The organism is Brevibacterium sp. HMSC08F02, assembly GCF_001807555.1.
In the GTDB taxonomy this organism is placed as follows: Bacteria; Actinomycetota; Actinomycetes; order Actinomycetales; family Brevibacteriaceae; genus Brevibacterium; species Brevibacterium ravenspurgense.
The window spans coordinates 17842-39170 of sequence record NZ_KV789357.1; the positions used below are offsets into that span (position 1 = coordinate 17842).

The 21329-nt window shown below is 59.5% G+C and carries 18 protein-coding genes and 2 tRNA genes; 10 read left to right on the forward strand and 10 right to left on the reverse strand.

From position 1 onward, the window contains the following. Positions 1 to 43 precede the first annotated feature (43 nt). Positions 44 to 1168: an N-acetylmuramoyl-L-alanine amidase gene (locus HMPREF3172_RS05865; protein ID WP_070516177.1), complete on the forward strand. Its 1125-nt coding sequence runs from the start codon at positions 44 to 46 to the stop codon at positions 1166 to 1168. A 101-nt stretch (positions 1169 to 1269) separates the two neighbouring features. Here HMPREF3172_RS05865 and HMPREF3172_RS05870 read toward each other — a convergent pair whose 3' ends face one another. The 8 genes from HMPREF3172_RS05870 to rpmH all read right to left on the reverse strand — a co-directional run bounded on the left by HMPREF3172_RS05870 (position 1270) and on the right by rpmH (position 6339). Further along, positions 1270 to 2418 carry a ParB/RepB/Spo0J family partition protein gene (locus tag HMPREF3172_RS05870; RefSeq protein ID WP_070516179.1) on the reverse strand — a complete coding sequence of 383 codons (1149 nt, stop codon included), beginning with the start codon at positions 2416 to 2418 and terminating at the stop codon, positions 1270 to 1272. Next, complete coding sequence (locus HMPREF3172_RS05875; RefSeq protein WP_070424861.1) at positions 2411 to 3310, reverse strand: ParA family protein; 900 nt, start codon at positions 3308 to 3310, stop codon at positions 2411 to 2413. The genes HMPREF3172_RS05870 and HMPREF3172_RS05875 overlap by 8 nt, the downstream gene beginning before the upstream one ends. Positions 3311 to 3405: 95 nt before the next feature. Next, positions 3406 to 4029 carry a 16S rRNA (guanine(527)-N(7))-methyltransferase RsmG gene (gene rsmG, locus HMPREF3172_RS05880; protein WP_070516181.1) on the reverse strand — a complete coding sequence of 208 codons (624 nt, stop codon included), beginning with the start codon at positions 4027 to 4029 and terminating at the stop codon, positions 3406 to 3408. Next, a complete protein-coding gene (locus HMPREF3172_RS10405; protein ID WP_070516183.1) occupies positions 4026 to 4529 on the reverse strand; it encodes a Jag family protein in 504 nt (167 codons plus the stop codon). The genes rsmG and HMPREF3172_RS10405 overlap by 4 nt, the downstream gene beginning before the upstream one ends. A gap of 6 nt (positions 4530 to 4535) precedes the next feature. After that, positions 4536 to 5483, reverse strand: a complete 948-nt coding sequence (yidC, locus tag HMPREF3172_RS05890; protein WP_070516185.1) for a membrane protein insertase YidC — start codon at positions 5481 to 5483, stop codon at positions 4536 to 4538. Positions 5484 to 5506: 23 nt separating this feature from the next. Further along, positions 5507 to 5881, reverse strand: a complete 375-nt coding sequence (gene yidD / locus HMPREF3172_RS05895) for a membrane protein insertion efficiency factor YidD (protein WP_070516187.1) — start codon at positions 5879 to 5881, stop codon at positions 5507 to 5509. Next, complete coding sequence (gene rnpA / locus HMPREF3172_RS05900; RefSeq protein WP_070516201.1) at positions 5862 to 6200, reverse strand: ribonuclease P protein component; 339 nt, start codon at positions 6198 to 6200, stop codon at positions 5862 to 5864. Before rnpA ends, yidD begins: the two co-directional genes overlap by 20 nt. A 1-nt stretch (position 6201) precedes the next feature. Continuing rightward, positions 6202 to 6339, reverse strand: a complete 138-nt coding sequence (rpmH, locus tag HMPREF3172_RS10285) for a 50S ribosomal protein L34 (protein WP_081499682.1) — start codon at positions 6337 to 6339, stop codon at positions 6202 to 6204. Between the two features lie 472 nt (positions 6340 to 6811). Here rpmH and dnaA point away from each other — a divergent pair, with 472 nt between their 5' ends. The 9 genes from dnaA (at position 6812) to HMPREF3172_RS05945 (ending at position 18205) form a co-directional block, all read left to right on the forward strand. Beyond that, a complete protein-coding gene (gene dnaA, locus HMPREF3172_RS05905; protein WP_062022830.1) occupies positions 6812 to 8350 on the forward strand; it encodes a chromosomal replication initiator protein DnaA in 1539 nt (512 codons plus the stop codon). A 507-nt stretch (positions 8351 to 8857) separates the two neighbouring features. Then, a complete protein-coding gene (dnaN, locus tag HMPREF3172_RS05910) occupies positions 8858 to 10003 on the forward strand; it encodes a DNA polymerase III subunit beta (RefSeq protein ID WP_176746134.1) in 1146 nt (381 codons plus the stop codon). 10 nt (positions 10004 to 10013) lie between these two features. Continuing rightward, positions 10014 to 11222 (forward strand): DNA replication/repair protein RecF, encoded by a 1209-nt coding sequence (gene recF, locus HMPREF3172_RS05915; protein WP_070516189.1) that lies wholly within the window; start codon positions 10014 to 10016, stop codon positions 11220 to 11222. Beyond that, complete coding sequence (locus HMPREF3172_RS05920; RefSeq protein WP_019174213.1) at positions 11222 to 11728, forward strand: DciA family protein; 507 nt, start codon at positions 11222 to 11224, stop codon at positions 11726 to 11728. Before recF ends, HMPREF3172_RS05920 begins: the two co-directional genes overlap by 1 nt. 245 nt (positions 11729 to 11973) lie before the next feature. Beyond that, positions 11974 to 13971, forward strand: coding sequence for a DNA topoisomerase (ATP-hydrolyzing) subunit B (gyrB, locus tag HMPREF3172_RS05925; RefSeq protein ID WP_070516191.1), 1998 nt, complete (start codon positions 11974 to 11976; stop codon positions 13969 to 13971). A gap of 172 nt (positions 13972 to 14143) precedes the next feature. Continuing rightward, positions 14144 to 16714, forward strand: coding sequence for a DNA gyrase subunit A (gene gyrA / locus HMPREF3172_RS05930; protein ID WP_141741593.1), 2571 nt, complete (start codon positions 14144 to 14146; stop codon positions 16712 to 16714). Then, positions 16711 to 17754: a DUF3566 domain-containing protein gene (locus HMPREF3172_RS05935; RefSeq protein WP_070516194.1), complete on the forward strand. Its 1044-nt coding sequence runs from the start codon at positions 16711 to 16713 to the stop codon at positions 17752 to 17754. The genes gyrA and HMPREF3172_RS05935 overlap by 4 nt, the downstream gene beginning before the upstream one ends. Before the next feature lie 143 nt (positions 17755 to 17897). Further along, positions 17898 to 17971 (forward strand) — tRNA-Ile (locus tag HMPREF3172_RS05940). A gap of 161 nt (positions 17972 to 18132) precedes the next feature. Then, positions 18133 to 18205, forward strand: a tRNA-Ala gene (locus HMPREF3172_RS05945). Positions 18206 to 18851: 646 nt separating this feature from the next. On the opposite strand, the gene HMPREF3172_RS05950 is transcribed toward HMPREF3172_RS05945, so the two are convergent. Both HMPREF3172_RS05950 and nrdF read right to left on the reverse strand, forming a co-directional pair. Next, positions 18852 to 20072 carry an ATP-binding protein gene (locus tag HMPREF3172_RS05950; RefSeq protein WP_061941839.1) on the reverse strand — a complete coding sequence of 407 codons (1221 nt, stop codon included), beginning with the start codon at positions 20070 to 20072 and terminating at the stop codon, positions 18852 to 18854. 215 nt (positions 20073 to 20287) lie between these two features. Further along, a complete protein-coding gene (nrdF, locus tag HMPREF3172_RS05955) occupies positions 20288 to 21316 on the reverse strand; it encodes a class 1b ribonucleoside-diphosphate reductase subunit beta (protein ID WP_082784698.1) in 1029 nt (342 codons plus the stop codon). Positions 21317 to 21329 lie beyond the last annotated feature (13 nt).

The following is a 21329-nucleotide window of genomic DNA, read 5'->3' on the forward strand; positions in this document are numbered from 1 at the left end:
AATGTAAACTCATTGGGCGCCTTGCACGTTATCGGAAGAGTTTATGGACACCTTTTTTTCGCACGGGAACAGCGATCCCATCATCGCGGTGACCAAAGGCCACCTGAGCCGTTTGGGCTACAAGGTGGGTGATGCAGACGACCCCGTATTCGATTATGTGTTCGAATCGGGCCTGCGTCAGTTCCAGCAGGATCGCGGAATCGTTGTCGACGGAGTGCTGGGAAAGGAGTCTCTTGACGAAATCGAGTTGGCTCGCTTCCGCCTGGGCGACCGCATTCTGAAATATGATCCCAGCCGCCCGCAGGTAGGTGATGACGTTGCTGACCTGCAGAAACGTCTTGCAAACCTCGGTCTGCTCACCGCGCGGATCAACTTTCGGTTCGAAGAAGCTACGGATTCCGCCGTGCGCAGTGCCCAGCGGCAACTGGGCCTGAACCCCGACGGCGTCGTCGGACCGAAGACCATCAAGGCTCTCAACGACGTTCACCGAGACCACGCAGTCGGCAACCTTTTCAATCTGACCGAGCGCGCACGGGTGAAGTCCCTCGGCCCGTCTCTGGCTGGTCAGGTCATTGTTCTGGAATCAGCTGCGTCATACCGCCACTTCCCCACTCAGGAATTCACCCCCGAACAGGCTGAGTTCGAGCGTCGCATCAGCGACGACATTGCCCGTCGCGTTGACGGTCGACTCACTGCCATGGGTGCCGCCGTCGTGCACGCAGCGGATGACAACCCGCGGATTGCAGACGATCTTCGGGCATCAGCGCTGATTTCCATTGCACAGGACAACAGCCCCTCTCCCCTGCCCAACGGCGTTGCCACCTACTACTTCGGATCTACCAAGACACCGTCGATTTTCTCCCCTGTTGGCAGGGAACTGGCAAACCTTGTCTCACGTGAAATTGCATCGCGCACTCCCCTGCTGGACTGCCGATCGCACGCGAAGTCATGGGAATCTCTGCGCGTTTTGAACACACCGAAGATCTACGTGCTGGCCGGCTACGCCAGCAACGAGCACGATCATGCTCTTCTCGAGGACGCGGACGTCCGGGCAGACCTTGCCGAAGCTATTGTCGCTGCAGTACAGCGGCTTTTCCTCACAGAACAGAACGACTACGACACGGGAACACTCGATTTGAGCAACGTCCCGTGGGCGTCGCGCTCCTAAGGCCCCGCAAAAGCGCTAAGGCTCCGCAAAAGCGCTTACAGGCAATAGAAAAGGCCGGCACCGTGTGGTGTCGGCCTTTTCTTTTGCCTTGTTCTAGGGAATTACATTCCAAGTGCGTCGATAATACGCTTCAAGTCCTTTTCATCGGCGAATTCAACGCTGATGCGGCCCTTGCGCTTCCCCATCGAAATCTTGACTCGCGTGTCCAATTTGTCGCCAATCGTGCGAGCAATCGATTCGAGTTCAGGGTTCGGCGTCGATGTTTCACGTGAAACGGGCTTGTCGTCTCCCCTGTTCATGAGGACTACGGCTTCTTCCGTTGCACGAACAGATAGTCCTTCGGCCACGATGCGCTGTGCCAGAACTTCCATATGCGCGGCATCGTTCAGCCCCAAGAGAGCACGGGCGTGCCCTTGCGACAGAACACCAGCAGCAACACGGCGCTGCACCAAGCCGGGAAGCTTCAGGAGGCGCAGGGTGTTGGAGATCTGCGGGCGCGAACGTCCAATGCGCTCCGACAGTTCGTCCTGCGTGCACTTGAAGTCTTCAAGAAGCTGCTGATAAGCAGCGGCTTCTTCAAGCGGGTTGAGATCAACTCGGTGAAGGTTCTCAAGAAGTGCATCGCGAAGCAGATCATCGTCGCGAACATCGCGGATGATTGCCGGAATCTCCTTGAGACCAGCTTCCTGCGATGCGCGGAACCGGCGTTCACCCATGATCAACTGGTACGACGGTTTATTCGCATCCACCACCCGCACAACTACGGGCTGAAGAACGCCTACTTCTTTAATGGAAGTAACCAGTTCTGCCAGGGCGTCTTCATCAAAGACATCGCGAGGCTGACGGGGGTTCGGCGCGATCTGTTCGACTGGAATCAGGCCAAATGCTGCACCGGGAACGTTCTGCAGATCCGTTTCACGTGAAACATCCTGCTGTGTTTCACGTGAAACATTCTTCTTTGCAGCCGCCGTGCTCTTCTTTGTGCCTGTAGACGGGGACTTCGTGACACGTGTTGCAGACTTTGCCCCAGTCTTTGATCGGGGAGTGGTCTTCGCAGTCTTCGCCTTAGTACGCGACTGCCTCATTCCTACAGCCGGATCGACCTTTGTTTCACGTGAAACATTCTCTTTCTTTTCGCCTTCACCGGTGAAGAAGACGTCAATTGGTCGTTCGTCGCTGACGACATCCGGGATGAGCGCGCCGATTCCGCGCCCCAGGCCACGACGACGCGACTTCGGTGCTTCACTCATTGTGCTCTACTCCTCGGTTTGCAATTTCTTCGGCGGCTTCACGGTACGACAGCGCTCCAGAAGAATTCGGATCATAGGTGATGACTGTCTGTCCATAACTCGGCGCTTCGGATACGCGCACAGAGCGGGGGATAGGGGTATTAAGGACCTGCTTGGGGAAGTGGTTGCGCACGTCTTCAGCTACTTGAGCGCTGAGGTTCGTGCGGCCGTCGAACATGGTCAGCAGGATTGTTGTCAGTTCCAGTGAGGGGTTGAGGTGCTTCTGAATCAGCCGAATGTTGTTCAGCAGCTGGCTCAGTCCTTCAAGCGCGTAGTACTCACACTGGATGGGAATGATGACTTCGTTGGCAGCAACGAAAGCGTTGACAGTCAAGAGTCCCAGGCTGGGCGGGCAGTCAATGAACACGTAGTCAACGCGAGAACCTTCATCCTCACGCTTCTTGAGATACTCCTGCAGGGCACCTGACAGTCGCTGTTCGCGGGCGACCTTTGACACCAATTCGATTTCAGCACCCGCAAGGTCGATGGTTGCAGGAACTACGGCAAGTGTTTCGAAATCGGGACAGTAGGCGACGGTGTCCGCCATATCCATGTCATCGATGATGACGTCGTAGATACTCGGGACATCGGTCGAGTGCTCAATGTTGAGAGCGGTACTTGCATTGCCCTGAGGGTCCGAATCGATGACAAGCACCTGCAGCCCCTGCTTGGCAAGGGCTGCTGCGAGGTTGACCGCTGTCGTCGTCTTTCCCACGCCGCCTTTTTGATTGGCGACGGTGAAGATTCTTGTTGAGTCCGGTTTGGGGAAGGTCGTTTCTGAGAGACGGGCTGCACGGCGGTTATCGCGTGCAATTGCCGCACCCAGGGGAGTCGACTCATCCAAGATAGGCATTCGCCCTCCATTCGCGCGGTGGGTTTTGATTACTGCCTATTCTACGCGTTTCACGTGAAACATCACGGCGCAAGAATAGAACAGTAATCGAACACTCAGCGGCGAATGACTTCGACTACACGGGTGGGCTGTTCTAGGATTCCTTCGCCCACGTGCTTGATGACGGGGGACTGGCAACGGTGAGCTTTCACTGCCTTCTTGGACTTGTAGATCTCTTCCTGCGCGCGGTCGCCCTTGATGGCAAGAAGACGTCCTTCAGGACTCAGCAGGGGAGCGCACCACTCAATGAGCTGAGGGAGTGCCTTCACTGCACGGGCGGTGACGGCAGTGAACATTTCGATGTCCACGAGTTCTTCGGCCCGGGCACGAACAATGCGCACGTTGTCGATGCCCAGGTCATCCACGACCATCGTGAGCCAATCAACCCGACGTTCCATTGCCTCAATGAGAGTGAACGAAACATCGGGGCACGCAATGGCCAGGACAAGTCCGGGAAGCCCCGCACCGGAGCCTACGTCGCCGACTGTGTCACCGGGCTCAAGCAGCTCTTTCACAACCGCACAGTTGAGGATGTGCCGAGTCCACAGCCGATCGAGTTCTCGCGGGCCGATGAGGCCCCATTCAACGCCCGTTGTGGCCAGGTGCTGAGCGTAGGCCTCGGCCAGCGGCAGACGGTCGCCGAAGACCTCTGCCGCGGCCTGGGGGAGTGGTTCGATCATGACAGGCTGATGACCACGTGGCGCTTGGGTCCTTCGTCTTCGGATTCCGAAACCAGTCCGGCGCGTGCAACCTGGTCGTGAATGACCTTGCGTTCAAAGGAGTTCATGGGCTTCAGGGCCACGGATTCGCCGGTTTCCTTGACCTGGTCGATCTTCTTGTTGGCCAGTTCCTTCAGCTGGTCGCGGCGGCGGTTGCGGAACCCATTGATGTCGAGCATGAGCCACGAGCGCTGCCCGGTGGCCGTCTGCACGGCAAGGCGGGTGAGTTCCTGCAGCGAGTTGAGAACGTCGCCGTCACGGCCCACGAGGATGTCGACCTCGGAGTCGTCTTCCGGTGGGACAATGGCAACCTGTGCGCGGCCTTCAACGACGTCGATGTCGATGTCACCGTCGAGGTCGACAATGTCGAGGAGCTCTTCGAGGTAGTCCGCGGCGATGTCGCCTTCTTCTTCGAGAAGTTCGGCGCGGGTGGGCTTCTTGTCTTCTGTGGAGTCAGTCATCGTCGCTCACTTCTTCTTTTTCTTCTTCTTCTGACGATTCTTGCTGATGGGCTGTTGGCGCTGGCCGCCCTTCTTGACCGGTGCTTCGTCTTCGACCTTGGGCTGCATGTGCTTCGGCAGTGCGCGGCCCTTCTTGGCATAGCGGGCCTGCATTTCCTTTTCAGCCTTGGAACCGGGTGCAGGCATGTTGCGAATGACGATGAACTGCTGAACCATCGTCCACGTGTTGGTGGCCAGCCAGTAGATGAGCACACCAAGCGGGAAGTAGATGCCGCCGACGGCGAAGATGATGGGGAACAGGTACAGAAGCATCTTCTGCTGCTGCATGAACGGGTTATCCATGGCCTGCGCAGACATGTTCTTGGACATCATCTGCTTCTGCGTAATGAACTGCGTGGCAGCCATGATGATGATCATGACGGCGGTGAGGACCTTGACACCGAGGCCGTCGCTCATGAAGGTGTCGCGCAGGTAGATGCCGAAGATGGTGGCATTGTCCATCTGCTGCGCGAGCTGCTGCGTCATGCCGCCGATGGCGCCCATCTTTCCGGCAGCGATGTCCGGGACGTTGTGGATGACGCGGAACAGCGAGAAGAAAACTGGAATCTGAACCAGCATCGGCAGGCAGGAGGCCAGCGGGTTGGTGCCGTGCTTCTTGAACAGGGCCTGCTGTTCTTCGGCCATCTGCTGGCGGGAGTACTGGTCGCGCTTGCCCTTGTACTTTTCACGCAGCCGCTGCATGTCCGGCTGGAGCAGCTGCATTTTGCGCTGCGCCTTGATCTGGTAGACGAACAGCGGAATGAGGATCGCGCGAATGAGCATTGTCATTGCGATGATCGCAACTGCCCACGTCCACCCGTTTTCAGCGGGCATGCCGATGGCAGTGAAGATCTCGTGGAACAGACGGAGGATCCACGCGATAACCCACTGAATGGGCTTCAGGATTGTGTCCATGAAGTTTTCGTTCTCCTTGGCGGTCAGTCGGCCGTGTCTATTGTGCCACCCTTCGCGGATCGGGCCTTCATAGTGCGAGATTGCTTCTCCATGAAGGACCCGGGCACATAGTCGAGGCCGCCGGGTGAAAAGGGGTTGCATCGCAGCAGGCGCCACGTGGTTGCGATGGCGCCGCGGACTGCACCCTGGACTTCAAAGGCGTCGAGCGCGTATTTCGAACACGACGGGTAGTACTTGCACCTGTCGCCGTAGAGCGGTGAGATGAGTTTTCTGTACAGCCTCATGAGCCATACGAATGGCATACGAGGTGCCAGCCGGATTCCGTGCAGGGTTCGGCTGCCGTCGTGTGGCACCGGGGGCAGGGACGACGGGGTGTGCTCAGAGTCTTTGGTCAGCATGGATGCGCTGCAGTGCCGTCTGGACGCTGTCTTTGAGCTCTGCGTAGTCGGAGTGCGCTGCCTTGGGGTGGGCGCGTATGACGTAGTCGCCGGTCAGCTGGTCGATGAGTTCGGCGCTGATGGCGCGCAGTCGCCTTTTGACGAGGTTGCGGGTGACGGCGTTGCCTACGGCTTTGGAGACGATAAAGCCCACGCGCGGGGCGTGGGCAGTATCGAGGTCGGCATGGACGACCAGCGTCTGGCTGCCCGCTTTTCTTCCTGAGCGGAAGATCCGCTTGAAGTCTTCGGGGCGCCGGATGCGGTTCCGTGCCGGAAGCACGTCAGGCTGAAAGGTTTGCGCGGCCCTTGCGGCGACGAGCGGCGAGGACAGAACGGCCTGCACGCGTGCGCATACGGGCGCGGAAGCCGTGGGTCTTGGCGCGCTTGCGGTTGTTGGGCTGGAAAGTACGCTTGCTCACTTGTTTCTCCGTCTAGGTCAGTCTGTGCCCGAAGATCAGGCGTTTGGCGCAGATCTTCCTGTGAAAGCTTCAGGGGCTGTCTTGCTTCCTGCGCCTTCAGGCCAAGGGGAAGTTCACACAACTCAAACGGGCCCACAAACACAGGACGCTCAAGCTTAGCCCCTTCTGCCCGCCTTGGTCAAAACGAGTTGGCACCGGTGTAGGGCTCACGATCCGCGCGTTGTCGCGGATCATAGGGAATGTGCACAGCCGTCCGTGGAGAACTTTGAACTTACATTTATGTGGTTCACGGAGTCGTTCACACGATGTTCACGGACGGATCCACAAATAACATCCGTGTAGTTATCCACAAAGTTGTCCACGATTGTGCATATCTTGGACCCTGGCATCGATTTGCTCCACATTCTGTGGAAAACTATGGGGACTGATTCGGAGTTCATTTCACATGTGTGGATAAACCTTGGGAAGGTCGATGAGCGACAAGACACGACTGCAGGAGATCTGGCAAGCGGTTCTCAATGCCCTTATGGCCGATCCCGCAATTCAGGCCCGTCACAAGGGCTTCCTTGCACTCGCGGTTCCCACCGCGCTTGTCGGTGACGAACTGATCGTCCTGTCGGTGCGCAATGACCTGACGCGCAAAACCCTCGAAGTCGACCTTCGGGACCGCCTGCAAGAGGAATTCTCCCGGGCGCTGGGCAAGTCCGTAACCTTTGCGATTGCTCTTGATGAGAACCTCGAACTGCCCGGTGACAACGAACCTGTCGAAGACGACAGCACAGATTCCGCAGCACCGGCAGCACCCCCGGCACCGGCACCTCGGGCGCCGATCGGCTCCCAGCCCCCGGCAGCCGCCCCGATCCCTTCCGTTCCGCACCATGCGGCACCGGCAGAACCGGCACCCGCCGTGAGTTCCGCCTCGGAAGAAGAGGACAGCGGCTTCACCGCGGCGGCCAGCGGAGCCGCGGATCTCAACCCGAAGTACACGTTCGACTCGTTCGTCATCGGGGCATCGAACCGGTTCGCCCACGCGGCAGCGCTGGCCGTGGCGGAAGCACCGGCGAAGGCGTACAACCCGCTGTTCATCTACGGCGAATCCGGACTGGGCAAAACCCACCTGCTGCACGCCATCGGCCACTACTCCATGCAGCTGTTCCCCAACCTGCGGGTGCGATACGTCAGCTCGGAGGAGTTCGTCAACGACTTCATCAACACGGTCGGTTCGTCGACCACGTCTAATTCGCTGCGACCGGCTTTCCAGAAGCGCTACCGCGAAGTCGACATCCTCATGATTGACGACATCCAGTTCCTGCAGGGCAAAGACGCGACCGTCGAAGAGTTCTTCCACACGTTCAACGCCCTGCACAACGAACAGAAGCAGGTCATCATCACCTCGGACCAGCCGCCGAAGCTGCTCAGCGGCTTCGAGGAGAGGCTGCGGTCGCGCTTCGAGTGGGGTCTGCTGACGGATGTGCAGCCGCCGGACCTCGAAACTCGCTTTGCGATTCTGCGCAATAAGGCAACGGGGGAGAACCTCGATGTTCCGGATGACGTTCTGGAGTACATTGCCTCTCGCGTGTCGTCGAATATTCGCGAACTGGAAGGCGCGCTGATTCGCGTGACCGCGTTTTCGAACCTCAACGATCAGGTCATCGACGTCGATCTTGCCGAAACTGTGCTCAAGGATTTCATCACGCAGGATGACACTCCGGAGATCACGGCACTCGACATCATGGGCCAGACCGCCCAGTACTTCAGCCTGACCCTGGAAGATCTCAAGGGCACCAGCCGTTCGCGCACACTGTCGACTGCCCGGCAGATCGCCATGTACCTGTGCCGTGAGCTCACAGATCTGTCGCTGCCGAAGATCGGCCAGGCCTTCGGCGGCCGCGACCACACGACGGTCATGCACGCGGTGAAGAAGATCAAAACGCAGATGGCCGAGCGCAGGGCCCTGTATACGCAGGTCACAGAGCTGACAAACCGCATCAAACAGCAGCACCGGCTGTAGGAAAGCGTGATTCCACACTTGTGGAAAAGTCGGTGGATAACAGGATTTTTCTGTTATCGAACCTCTGGAGGGATGACAGATCGTCCGTGGATGACTGTGTAATCACATCGATGTAAGCAACAGGCGTCCACGGAAGACCACCGATTCATGAACAGAGTTGTCAACGGGGTCTGTGTGGCGCTTGGCCGCATAGACTTTCGATGACATCGATGTAATTCCACAGGTTCCACAGGGCCTAATACTGCTTCTGTACTTACTCAAAGACTCAAGAGGGAACCCGCCGATTGCTTTGACGGGCTCCGAATGACATTTCTGTCGACAGGGTTCTCGACTGCTGCGAGGCGAAGTTCTGCGATAACGCCGCTGACATGTGGTCACAGTTCCTGGCCGCCGTTGTTCCCAGCCCGCTCGGCGTGTAATGTTGCTTTCTGCTTATGCTGCGACTAGTGCGCAGGCGATGAAGGCTGGAATCCTCGGGTTTGCCGGGAAGAACCGACCAGGAGAGATGTGAACGCTGAAGCTGCTCAGTCCGTGAAGTTCAAAGTGGACCGCGATGTCCTGGCCGACGCCGTAACGTGGACGACCAAGTCGATTCCGCAGCGCCCCGCTGTCCCGGTTCTCACCGGTCTTCTCATCACTGCTAATGCCGATGGCTCGGTTGATCTGGCTGTTTTTGACTACGAGGTTTCGGCTCGCGCTCGCATTGCCGCCGATGTCGAGGTGGAGGGCACCATCCTGGTGTCCGGTCGCCTTCTTGCTGACATTGCTCGCGCTCTTCCGCCGCAGCCTGTTGTGTTCGAACTCGATGGAACCAAGGTCAGCGTGACGTGCGGATCTTCGCGCTTTGCTCTGATGACCATGCCGGTCGAGGAATACCCCGCACTTCCAGAGGTTCCCGAAACCACGGGTGTCATTTCGGCTTCGGATTTCCAGTCCGCTGTCGGTCAGGTCAACATCGCCACGTCGAAGGACGAAACCCTGCCGATCCTCACCGCTATGCGGGTTGAGATCGAAGGCGACCGCGTCACCCTCCTGGCCACTGACCGTTACCGCCTGGCGGTTCGCGAATTCACCTGGAACCCGCGCAACCCGCAGGTCGAAGCGGTTGCCCTGGTCCGAGGCAAGACGATGGCCGAAGCCGCTAAGGCTATGAGCGGCGACATCGAGATCGCCCTTGCCGAATCCGGCGGCAAGGAAATGCTGGCGTTTTCATCTGAAGGCCGCGTCACCACGTCTCTGCTGGTGGAAGGCGACTACCCGAAGGTCCGTTCGCTGTTCCCCAAGGACGTTGCGATCACCGCCGTCCTGGAGACGAGCGCTCTTCGCGAAGCCGTGCGCCGTGTATCGCTCGTGGCCGAACGCAACAGCCCCATCAAGTTTGAGTTCGCCGACGGTTCGCTGGTGCTGCGCGCCGGGGCCGGTGATGACGCCCAGGCGACCGAAGCTCTGCCGGCGACCATTGAGGGCGAAGACATCACGACCGGCTTCAACCCCGGCTACATTGCCGAGGGTCTCGCACAGATCGACACTCCCTTTGTGCGGTTCTCGCTGACCGAACCGAAGAAACCGGTTGTCATCTCGGGCATGACCGAGGCTGACGGCGAAGAAGACACGTCGTACCGCTACCTCCTCATGCCGATTCTGCGATTCTGACGGCGGGCCCATGTGGGTCAGTCGGCTGATTCTGGACCAGTTCCGCTCCTATTCGCGGCTTGATCTTGAACTTGCCCCCGGGGTGACGGTTTTCCTTGCCCCCAACGGCTGGGGCAAGACGAACCTGGTTGAGGCTCTCGGCTACGTTTCGACTCTGCGCAGCCACCGTGTGACAAACGACTTCCCCCTTGTGCACACCGGTAGCGAGCGGGCCGTTGTGTCTGCCCTGGCCCACCGGGGCAAGCGGCAGGTGCGGGTTGAAGTCACGATCAAGGCCAAGGGTGCGAACACCGCGCGGATCAACAAGCAGGCCGTGCGGGTGCGGGAACTCTTAGGTCTGCTGCCGGCGGTCGTGTTCGCCCCGGAGGACCTCGGTTTGGTCAAGGGCGAACCCGCTGAGCGCCGCGCCTATCTCGATGAGCTGCTGGTAGCGCTCACTCCCCGCTATTCCGCTGTCATCGCTGACTTCGATCGTGCTCTGAAACAGCGCAACGCGCTGCTGAAATCTCTGCGCAAAGCCCGGTACGAGGAGCGTTCGGGCGCTGCAGATGACCCATTGCGGGCCAGCTTGGGCCTCGAAGCGACCCTCGAGATCTGGGATCACGCTTTTGCCCGAGCCGCAGCAGCCCTGGTGACGGGTCGGCTCGATCTTCTGGACCGGCTGGCTGAACCGCTGGCCGATGATTTCGCCAGACTCGCTGAAGACGCCCGCCTCGAAAGGCGCACGGCGGCAGCGACCTACGCATCGCGCGTTGACTATTCGGTGATTGATCGTTCCCTGCCAGGTGCCCAGCAGGCGATGGAAGACCTCATCCTCGATGAACTGGCCAAGCGTCGCAGGGTTGAAATTGAGCGGGGAGTGACCCTCGTCGGTCCGCAGCGTGATGACCTCGATCTGCACATCGGCGGCACTCCGGCTAAGGGCTATGCCAGCCACGGCGAAAGCTGGTCGCTCGCACTCGCTTTGCGTCTGGCCAGCTGGAGGGTGCTGCAGGCCAATCCGGATGAACCCGATGATTCACCCGTGCTGGTGTTGGACGATGTCTTCTCAGAACTCGATGAGGGTCGCACCCGCAGACTTGCCGACATTATTCAGGAAGCTCAGCAGGTCCTCATAACAACAGCTGTCGCCGCCCACATCCCTAAGAACCTGACAGGTGAGATCATCGATCTGACAGCAGGCACCTCGGAAGGGGATCAGGCGGGAGGACAGGGCTGATGAACCAGAAGATGCCGGTCTCGAACGCTGCTCTCGAGGCACTCGATCGGGTCAGGCGCATGGGTTCAGTGCAGGCGCGCTACAGCGGTTCGCTGCGTCGGGTGCCGCAGGGGATTCGCGAACCCCAGTATTCGGGGGCGGGTGAAGATCCGCGCGATCCCAAGAAGCTGTCGGCTGACCTGTCGGCTCTGACGAAGGCGCGCGGGTGGACCACGTCCATGGATGTGGGGTCGCTGCTGGGCAGATGGCCCGAGCTTGTTGGTGAGAACGTTGCTCAGCACTGTGTTCCGGAACTGTGCGAACCGCCGAAGCTCACGGTGCGTGCGTCATCGACAACGTGGGCAACTCAGCTGCGGCTTATGCGCGACATGCTGCTGGATCGGCTGGAGCGTGAACTGGGCCGGCGGGTCATCGACGACATCGAGATCATCGGCCCCAAGCAGAAGTCCTGGAAGAAGGGCCGCCGGTCCGTGCCGGGCCGCGGTCCGCGCGATACCTACGGGTGATTTTCTGCCCCGTGCCCAAGCACGAGGTGCCGCCTCGGTGCGGTCGTGACTGTTTCTGCCCGGTTTTCGGCAGGTTCTCGAACCTGTGCCGGCCCGTACAGGCGGCTGTGGGGTCTGTGGACGGCCCGCCCCTCATCGGCAGATCTGAAAATGCGCAGAAACGGCCGTTATGTGCCTATCAGGCGGTGTTTCCAATCGAGACGCTGTAGACTTGGACGGTAATCTGCACTGATCCGAGGAGTTTCATGGCCGACGACCACAAACCGCATTATGATGCCGGTGATATCACCGTTCTCGAAGGGCTCGAAGCGGTACGCAAGCGGCCCGGCATGTACATCGGATCAACATCCGAACGCGGTCTTCATCACTTGGTCTATGAAATCGTCGACAACTCGGTTGACGAAGCCCTGGCCGGCTACAACGACAGCATTGAAGTGACCATCCTCGCTGACGGCGGCGTGCGCGTGGTCGACCACGGGCGAGGAATCCCCGTGGCTATGCACCCCTCAGAAGGCCGACCGACTCTGGAAGTAGTGCTTACGGTTCTGCACGCCGGCGGTAAGTTCGGTGGCGGCGGATACGCGGTCTCCGGTGGTCTGCACGGAGTCGGTTCGTCCGTCGTCAACGCTCTTTCGCTGCGCATGGACGCGGTTGTCCGCCGTGACGGCAAGGTGTGGCGACAGTCCTACGAACGCGGTGTCCCCACCTCGGACGTGGTGGAAGGCGAAGACACCGATATCACCGGCACCGACATCACGTTCTGGCCAGACCCGGATATCTTCGACACCGTCGAATTCAGCTTTGAGACCCTGCGGGCGCGCTTCCAGCAGATGGCGTTCCTCAACAAGGGCCTCAAGATCACGCTGACTGATGAACGTCAGCAGGAAATCGATGATGACGACGTCCAGCTGGAAGACGAAGAAACAGAAGAATTCAAGCCTCGCGAAGTCGTCTTCAAATACGACAACGGCCTGCTTGACTACGTGGCCTATCTCAATTCGGCCAAGAAGAGCGAAACCGTCCACGACGACGTCATCGCCTTTGAACACGAAGACAAAGAACAGGCAATCGCCCTGGAAGTGGCCATGCAGTGGACCACCGGCTTCCAGGAGGGCGTGCACACCTACGCCAACACCATCAACACGCACGAAGGCGGTACCCACGAAGAGGGCTTCCGCACAGCGCTGACCTCGGTGCTCAACTCCTATGCGCGCGAACAGAAGCTGCTGCGCGAAAAGGACGCCAACCTCACCGGTGAGGATATCCGCGAAGGCCTCACCGCGGTCGTGTCGATCAAACTGGGCGAACCCCAGTTCGAGGGTCAGACCAAGACCAAGCTGGGCAATTCCGAGGCCCGCAACTTCGTCAGCCGCGTTGTGCGCGACGAACTGACTCACTGGCTGGAGTCCAACCCCGCGAACGCCCGTGAGGTTGTGCGCAAGGCCGTGCAGGCTTCGCAGGCTCGCCTGGCTGCGCGTAAGGCACGTGAGGCCACGCGGCGGAAGGGTCTGTTGGAAACCTCCGGCATGCCCGGCAAGCTGCGTGACAACCAGTCGAAGGACCCCACGATCTCGGAAGTGTTCATCGTCGAGGGTGACTCGGCAGGCGGTTCGGCCGTGCAGGGCCGCAACCCGCTGACTCAGGCGATCCTCCCGCTGCGAGGCAAGATCCTCAATGTGGAGAAGGCCCGCCTGGACCGCGCGCTGGGCAACAACGAAGTCCAGTCGATGATCACGGCGTTCGGCACCGGAATCGGCGACGAATTCGACATCGAAAAGCTGCGCTACCACAAGATCATCCTCATGGCGGACGCCGATGTTGACGGTCAGCACATCACCACGCTGCTGCTGACTCTCATCTTCCGGTACATGAAGCCGCTCATTGAGAACGGCTACGTCTACCTGGCAACCCCGCCGCTGTACCGCATCAAGTGGTCGAACGCGGACGACGACTTCGCCTATTCGGACGCTGAACGCGACAAGCTGCTCACCGAGGGCCGCGCCGCGGGCAAGCGCCTGCCGAAGGATCTTGCGATCCAGCGCTACAAGGGTCTGGGCGAAATGAACTACCAGGAACTGTGGGAAACCACGATGAACCCCGAAAACCGCCTGCTCAAGCAGGTTGAACTCGAAGACGCGCTCGTGGCTGACGAAATCTTCACCATCCTCATGGGTGACGATGTCGAATCGCGCAAGCGCTTTATCCAGGAAAACGCCAAGGACGTCCGCTTCTTGGACATCTGATGCCGGGATGCGCTGCCGGGCACGACGGCTTAAGGCAGCGCAGTTCCGACACAGATCCGCTTAGGTTTCTATCAACGGAGGATCCGGTCAGGTGGCCGAAGAAGACAACAACAACGTAAACCCTGAAGAACAGCCCCCGGTTGACGGCGCTGGCACCCAGGTTGCCGCTCGCATCGACCAGGTCAACCTCAATGCCGAAATGCAGCGGTCCTACCTGGACTACGCGATGTCGGTCATTGTCGGCCGTGCTCTGCCGGATGTTCGCGATGGCCTCAAGCCGGTTCACCGGCGTGTGCTGTACGCCATGTACGACGGCGGATACCGTCCCGATCGCAGCTTCTCGAAGTGCTCGCGCGTGGTCGGCGACGTCATGGGCCACTTCCACCCGCACGGTGACTCGGCCATCTATGACGCGCTCGTGCGTCTGGTTCAGCCGTGGAACATGCGCTACCCGCTCATTTCGGGTCAGGGCAACTTCGGTTCGGCCGGTGATGACGGTGCGGCTGCTCCGCGTTACACGGAGTGCAAGATGGCGCCTCTGTCCCTGGAAATGGTCCGGGACATCGAAGAGGAGACCGTCGACTTCCAGGACAACTACGACGGCCGCAACCAGGAACCCGTCTACCTGCCGTCGCGCTTCCCGAACCTGCTGGTCAACGGTTCGGCCGGCATTGCCGTCGGTATGGCCACCAACATTCCGCCGCACAACCTGCGCGAAGTCGCAGCTGGTGCGCAGTGGCTGCTGAGCCACCCGGATGCTTCCAACGAGGAGGCTCTCGAGGCGCTGCTGGGCATCATCAAGGGTCCCGACTTCCCGGGTGGGGCCACGATTCTGGGCCGCCAGGGCATTGAAGACGCCTACCGCACCGGCCGCGGCTCGATTACACAGCGCGCGGTTGTCGAAGTCGAGGAAATCCAGGGTCGCACCTGCCTTGTCGTCACCGAACTGCCCTACCAGGTCAACCCGGACTCGCTGGCCGCGAAGATCGCCAGCTACGTCAAGGACGGCAAGGTTGCCGGCATTGCGGATATGCGCGACGAATCGTCGGGCCGCACCGGTCAGCGTCTGGTGATTGTGCTCAAGCGCGACGCCGTGGCGAAGGTTGTTCTGAACAACCTGTACAAGCACACGCAGCTGCAGGAGAACTTCTCGGCGAACATGCTGGCGCTTGTCGACAATGTGCCGCGCACCCTGTCGATCGATGCTTTCCTCCGCCTGTGGGTCAAGCACCAGATCGATGTGATTGTCCGCCGCACCCGCTTCCGTCTGCGCAAGGCCGAGGAGCGCGCCCACATTCTGCGCGGTTACCTCAAGGCGCTGTCAGCTCTGGACGAAGTGATTGCACTTATCCGCCGTTCGCCGTCGTCTGACGAAGCACGCACCGGCCTGATGGAGCTGCTCGACGTCGATGAAGTCCAGGCGAACGCCATTCTTGACCTGCAGCTTCGCCGTCTTGCAGCGCTTGAGCGCCTCAAGATCGAAGAAGAAGCACAGAAGATCGAAGAGCTGATCAAGGAATACAACCACATCCTTGAAACCCCGGCTCGGCAGCGCGAAATCGTGTCGGAAGAACTCGATGCGATCGTCGAACGCTACGGCGATGACCGTCGCACCCAGATTCTGGCTGGCTTCGACGGCGACATGTCGATGGAAGACCTCATCCCCGAAGAGCAGGTGGTCGTCACGATCACCCGCGGCGGCTACGCCAAGCGCACCCAGACGAACCTGTACCGCGCACAGCGCCGCGGTGGCAAGGGTGTTGCCGGCGCTCGCCTCCGCGGTGAGGACGTGGTTGAGCACTTCTTCGTCACCTCGACCCACAACTGGCTGCTGTTCTTCACGAACAAGGGTCGGGTCTACCGTGCGAAGGCCTACGAACTTCCCGAAGCACACCGGGATGCGCGCGGCCAGCACGTGGCAAACCTCCTGGCTCTGCAGCCGGACGAAGAGATCGCTCAGGTCCTCTCCATTGCCGACTACGATGCGGCTGACTACCTGGTGCTCGCCACCAAGTCCGGTCTGGTGAAGAAGACTTGTCTGGGCGAATACGATTCGAACCGCACCGGCGGTGTCATTGCCATCAACCTGCGCGAAACCCCGGATGGGGGAGTGGACGAACTCGTTTCGGCTCGCCTGGTCAACGGCGAAGACCACCTGCTGCTCATTTCGAAGAACGGCATGTCGATCAGGTTCCCCGCGGACGACGAAACGATCCGCCCCACGGGGCGCGCCACCTCGGGTGTTACCGGTATGAAGTTCCGGGACGACGATGCTCTGCTCGCCATGGATGTTGTCACTCCGGGCACCGATGTGTTCGTTGTGACCGAGGGCGGTTTCGCCAAGCGCACCCCGGTCGAGGAGTACCGAGTCCAGGGACGAGGCGGAATCGGCATCCGCGCGATCCGCTTCTCTGATCAGCGGGGAGTGCTGGTCGGCGGTCTGATCGTGGACGAAGATGACGAGGTGTTCGTCATCATGGAGCGCGGCAAGATTGTGCGTTCCTCCGTTGCCGAGGTTTCGCAGACCGGACGCAATACAATGGGCGTTGTTTTCGCCAAGCCCGGCAAGCGCGACCGTATTATTGCAGTGACCCGCGGTTCTGGCCACGAAGACGAGGAACTGGACGACAACGCAGACGAAATCGCAGTCGACGAAGCAGCAGAGGGCGCCTCGGAAGGGGAAGCCCCCGCAGTGGAAGGCGACGTGCAGGACTCCGCCGCCAACGGGAGTGATGAGCAGTGAGCAATAGCAAAAAGCCAGGCAGGATCATTCGGACGTCGTCCGGGTCCACACGCCTGACGGCATCGAGCGATGCCGACAAGCCCAAGCCGGCAGAAGCTGAGCAGAACAAGCTCGCGGCCAATACCCCGGAAGCTGGTTCGCAGTCCAACGGTGACTCAGGTTCCGCACCGACCGGTTCGGCCGGTGATGCTGAACGCGCAGCTGACAAGCCGAAGGCAGGCTCGCAGCAGGCTGCGTCTGCGCCCGCTGGTGTGACCGCCTCTGGTCCCGTGCACTCGACATCAAAGGGTGTGCGGATTGGCGGCAAGAAGGACAGCAGCGACTCCGGTGCTGCCAGTGGAAGTGCGCCTGCCGCAGCAAGTGGAGCAGGAAGCGCAAGTGGGGCAGGCGCCTCGGCGGCTTCGGCACCCGCTGGCACCGGTACTGGCAAGCCTCAGCAGGACGGCGCAAAGAAGGACGATTCCGAAACCACGGTCATGCAGACCAGCGGCACCCGGACCACAGCGCAGGGTTCGCAGAATGCGGCCCAGACTGAGTCTGTGAGCCCGTCCGGTGGGGAAGCCGCAGCGTCGGCGGCCTCTGGCCCGGCTTCGGGTGCGGGTGCAGCCTCTGGTCCATCGGCTGTGACCGCGTCGTCCTCACAGGGTCTGCGGATGTCCGGTTCCGCGCAGCGGAAGGGTCCGCGCACCGTCAAGCTGGCGGTATCGAAGGTCGACCCGTGGTCGGTCATGAAGATGACCTTCATGCTGTCATTGGCATTGGGCATTGCCACGATCGTCGTGATGTTTGTTCTGTGGCTGGTGCTCGAGGTGACGGGTACGTTCGGAAGCCTGCAGGCTGCACTCGCCGAATTCGCCGGCGAAGAAGGTGCTGACCAACTGCTGCAGGTGTTCGGCCTGGGCAGGATCCTCAGCTTCGCCGTCATCATCGCGGTGGTCAATGTGATTCTCATGACCGCGCTGTCGACTCTGACGTCGATCATCTACAACATCGGTTCGAGCCTGGTGGGCGGCTTCCACCTGACGCTTACCGACGACTGATCTTCGAAGCAGTTTTCGCAGAAGAAACGCAGGCCCCGGGTTCGCTCGGGGCCTGCGTTTTTCGTGTGATTGGGGGATGGTTGAGGTCGATTTTGCATTGTGTGGGACGTGGGGCTATAGTAGTTTTTCGGTTCACCCCGAAGGGGCCTATAGCTCAGGCGGTTAGAGCGCTTCGCTGATAACGAAGAGGTCCGTGGTTCAAGTCCACGTAGGCCCACGAACCAACTCAGATCGGAGGTATTCGTGAAGAGATGGTTTGGTGCCGCGGCAACGACCGCGGCAGGACTGCTGACAGTCTTGGTTCTTCGCAAGAAGAGGCAGGAAGGTCACAGCACTTGGTCTCAGTACACCGACAGGGTAGAATGAGACTCACCTCTTGGGGGTATGGCGCAATTGGTAGCGCATCTGCTTTGCAAGCAGAGGGTTAGGGGTTCGAGTCCCCTTACCTCCACAAGAGAAAGGCCCCTCACCAGGGAAAACGTCCGGTGAGGGGCCTTCGTCATTCCGTTAGCGGGTCCAGTACCCACGTTTACCCTTCCCTTTCGCCGCTGTAGGTCCTGCATCCCCACACCCGTTAGCCGGGAAACACCCGTTAGCCACGAATCCTCGCTTTAGCGGCACGGAGACTCCCTTTAGCAACCGAAACTCCCTTTAGCAGTTGCTCCTAAGGCGCAGAATCCGGCTAAAGGGTGTCGAGCCGTCTGAATATGGGTGGGAACTATGTCGTGGGACATCCGCAGGCCGATTCTCAGGTGCAGGGGTGAACGATGTCCTGAAACCAGACAGCAGTGAGGAACGTTCATTCAGCCAGACTGGCAAAAATGAAACCTTAAACACGGGTAATGCGCGTAAACACGGGCAACGAACGCTATTTATGCCACACATTTTGTCCAGGTAACAAGTTTTGTGGGTAAAAGATGAAACCCGATTCTGCCGCGTAAACACAGGGGAAAACCGGGATTTTTGCCACACATTCTGACCTATAACCCCAACAGGAGCATGACGGCTAGATCGAGAAAAACAAAGACCGGCCCTGGGCTCCCACCAAAATGGGTAGCGGTACCGGTCATGTTGGTATTCAGGCTAGGCGATGACACCTAGCTGTGCAACGGTGAGGGCTCGACAAGCCACTCGATAATGTTTTTGTGTTGGATCCCGTCGCGGCTCATGTCGAACTGGTCCATGCTCAGCACGGTTTTCGGGAAGTTGTCGGTAACCCCGCGAAGGGCACCGAACTCGCGGTCGACGGTGTTTTGGCTGCCGAGCAGGTAACTCACCTGGAAGTACTCGGTGTCGGAACCTTTGCGGGCGATGAAGTCAATCTCGCGCGCGCCGGCTCTTCCGACACTTACCTCGTACCCGCGCGCAAGCAGCTCCACGCACACGATGTTTTCGAGGGTCAGCTCAATGTCGGCCTGGTTCGAAAGGCCGAGCGTTTCACGAAAACCGTGATCCACCGCATAGTACTTCTCAGTTGCCCGAAGCCTCGCCTTCCCCGCAATGTCAAAGCGCGGAACCCGATAAATCAAGAAAGCGTTCACGCAAAACTCAAGGTAGTTCAATACGGTATCAACCGAAACGGTGCGCCCCTCGCTTTTGAAAAAACGCACCAGTGACTGCGCCGAGAAGGTTTTTCCAATATTTGCGAAGCAGTAACCGACGATGCGGTGAAAAATGTCGACGTCGCGGATCTGGTGATACTCAATCACGTCTTTGAGCACAACCGAGTTGTACACCGAGTCAAGGTAGTCGAGCGAGGGTTCCCGGTCGAGGTTGAAGTATTTCAACGCCGGGAAACCGCCGAACTGCACAAAGTGCTGGAAGTGTTCGCTCAGTGTGCGGTCGCTTTGGCGGTGCAGCTCGACAAATTCCGCAAACGAAAACGGTTGGATCAAGAACTCAACGTAGCGACCGGCAAGATGTGTGGCGAGATCACCGGAAAGCATGCGCGAATTCGACCCGGTGACATAGATATCTGCGTCATAGTCGACGCGGATCGCGTTGATGGCTTTCTCCCAGTCGGCGACCTGCTGAATTTCGTCAAAGAAGAAATACGCGCGGGTGTTTTTGTTGAGGTTTTCGGCTTCGATGCGCCGTAGCAGCGCCGCTGCGTCTGTGATGTGAAGCCCGTCAGCGGACTCAAAATTCATCGCAAACACTTGTGGATCAGCGCTGCCCGCGCGAATCACTTCTTGCAGCTGCTGCAGAATCGTAGATTTGCCGGAGCGACGCACACCGGTGAGCACCTTCACGAGGGGTTTGTCGATAAAGGGCTGGATCCGCGAAAAGTATCTCGGGCGTTCAATGATTCTGTCCACCACAAACCTCCCTGTTTTGTCGAGTATAGTCGACAAGCTGCTACTTTGCGGAGGTTTTGTCGATCATAGTCGACAAGAATCGCGCTGGCTCGGGCACAAAACAGCGCACCGCGGGAAGGTTGCCGGCGTGTGCCAGCGTCCAACCCGCGGTGCGCTATTCGGACGGTGCGGCCCGAATCGAGCCGCTGAGCCCTCGAGTCGTTAAGCCCTTGAGCCTAGAAGTCCCAGTCGTCGTCGGTGGTGTCTTCGCCCTTACCGATGATGTAGCTCGATCCTGATCCACTGAAGAAGTCGTGGTTTTCGTTGCTGCCAGGTGACAGCGCCGCGAGAATCTCAGGGTTCACTTCGGTCTCTTCAGCGGTAAACCGCGACGGGTAACCGAGGTTCATCAGCGCCTTGTTCGCGTTGTAACGCACGAACACGGCAACGTCGTCCATCAGGCCGAGCGGCTCGTACAGCTCACCCGAGTACTGCAGCTCAAGCTCGTAGAGCTCTTCCAGCAGGTCGAAGGTGAACTTGCGCATCTCTTCCTGACGCTCTTTGCTCTGCGTCTCGAGTCCGCGCTGGTACTTGTAACCCGAGTAGTAACCATGCACTGCCTTGTCACGCAGAATCAGGCGGATCATGTCTGCGGTGTTCGTCAGCGTCGCGTGCACCGAGAAGTGCAGCGGCAGGTAGAACCCTGCGTACAGCAGCAGCGACGACAGCAGCGTCGAAGACACTTTACGCTTGAGCGGATCATCGCCGTAGTAGTGGTGCAGCACCTTCTTGCAGCGTTCCTGCAGCAGATCGTTGGCAACTGCCCAGCGGTAGGCGTCGTCGATTTCCGGGGTGCTCGTCAGCGTTGAGAACACCGAGGAGTACGAGCGGGCGTGCACCGACTGCATGAACGCAATGTTGGTGTAGACGGCCTCTTCGTGTTCGGTGCGGGAGTCTTGGATCTGCACGATCTCACCGACAGTTGCCTGCACGGTGTCGAGCATGGTCAGACCGGTGAAGACGCGCATCGTGAGGGTGCGCTCTTCCTGGGTCATTTTCTGCCACGCGGGGATGTCGTTTGACAGCGGCACCTTCTCTGGCAGCCAGAAGTTCGCGGTCAGACGGTTCCACACCTCGAGGTCTTTGTCGTCGGTGACGCGGTTCCAGTTAATGGGGCGCAGCCGGGCTGTCGGGTCGTGGCGGTACGACGGCGGGGTGACCGAGATCTCTTGCAGCGGGCGGTCGGTGTTCAACGGATCAGTCATAGTTCAATAAAGC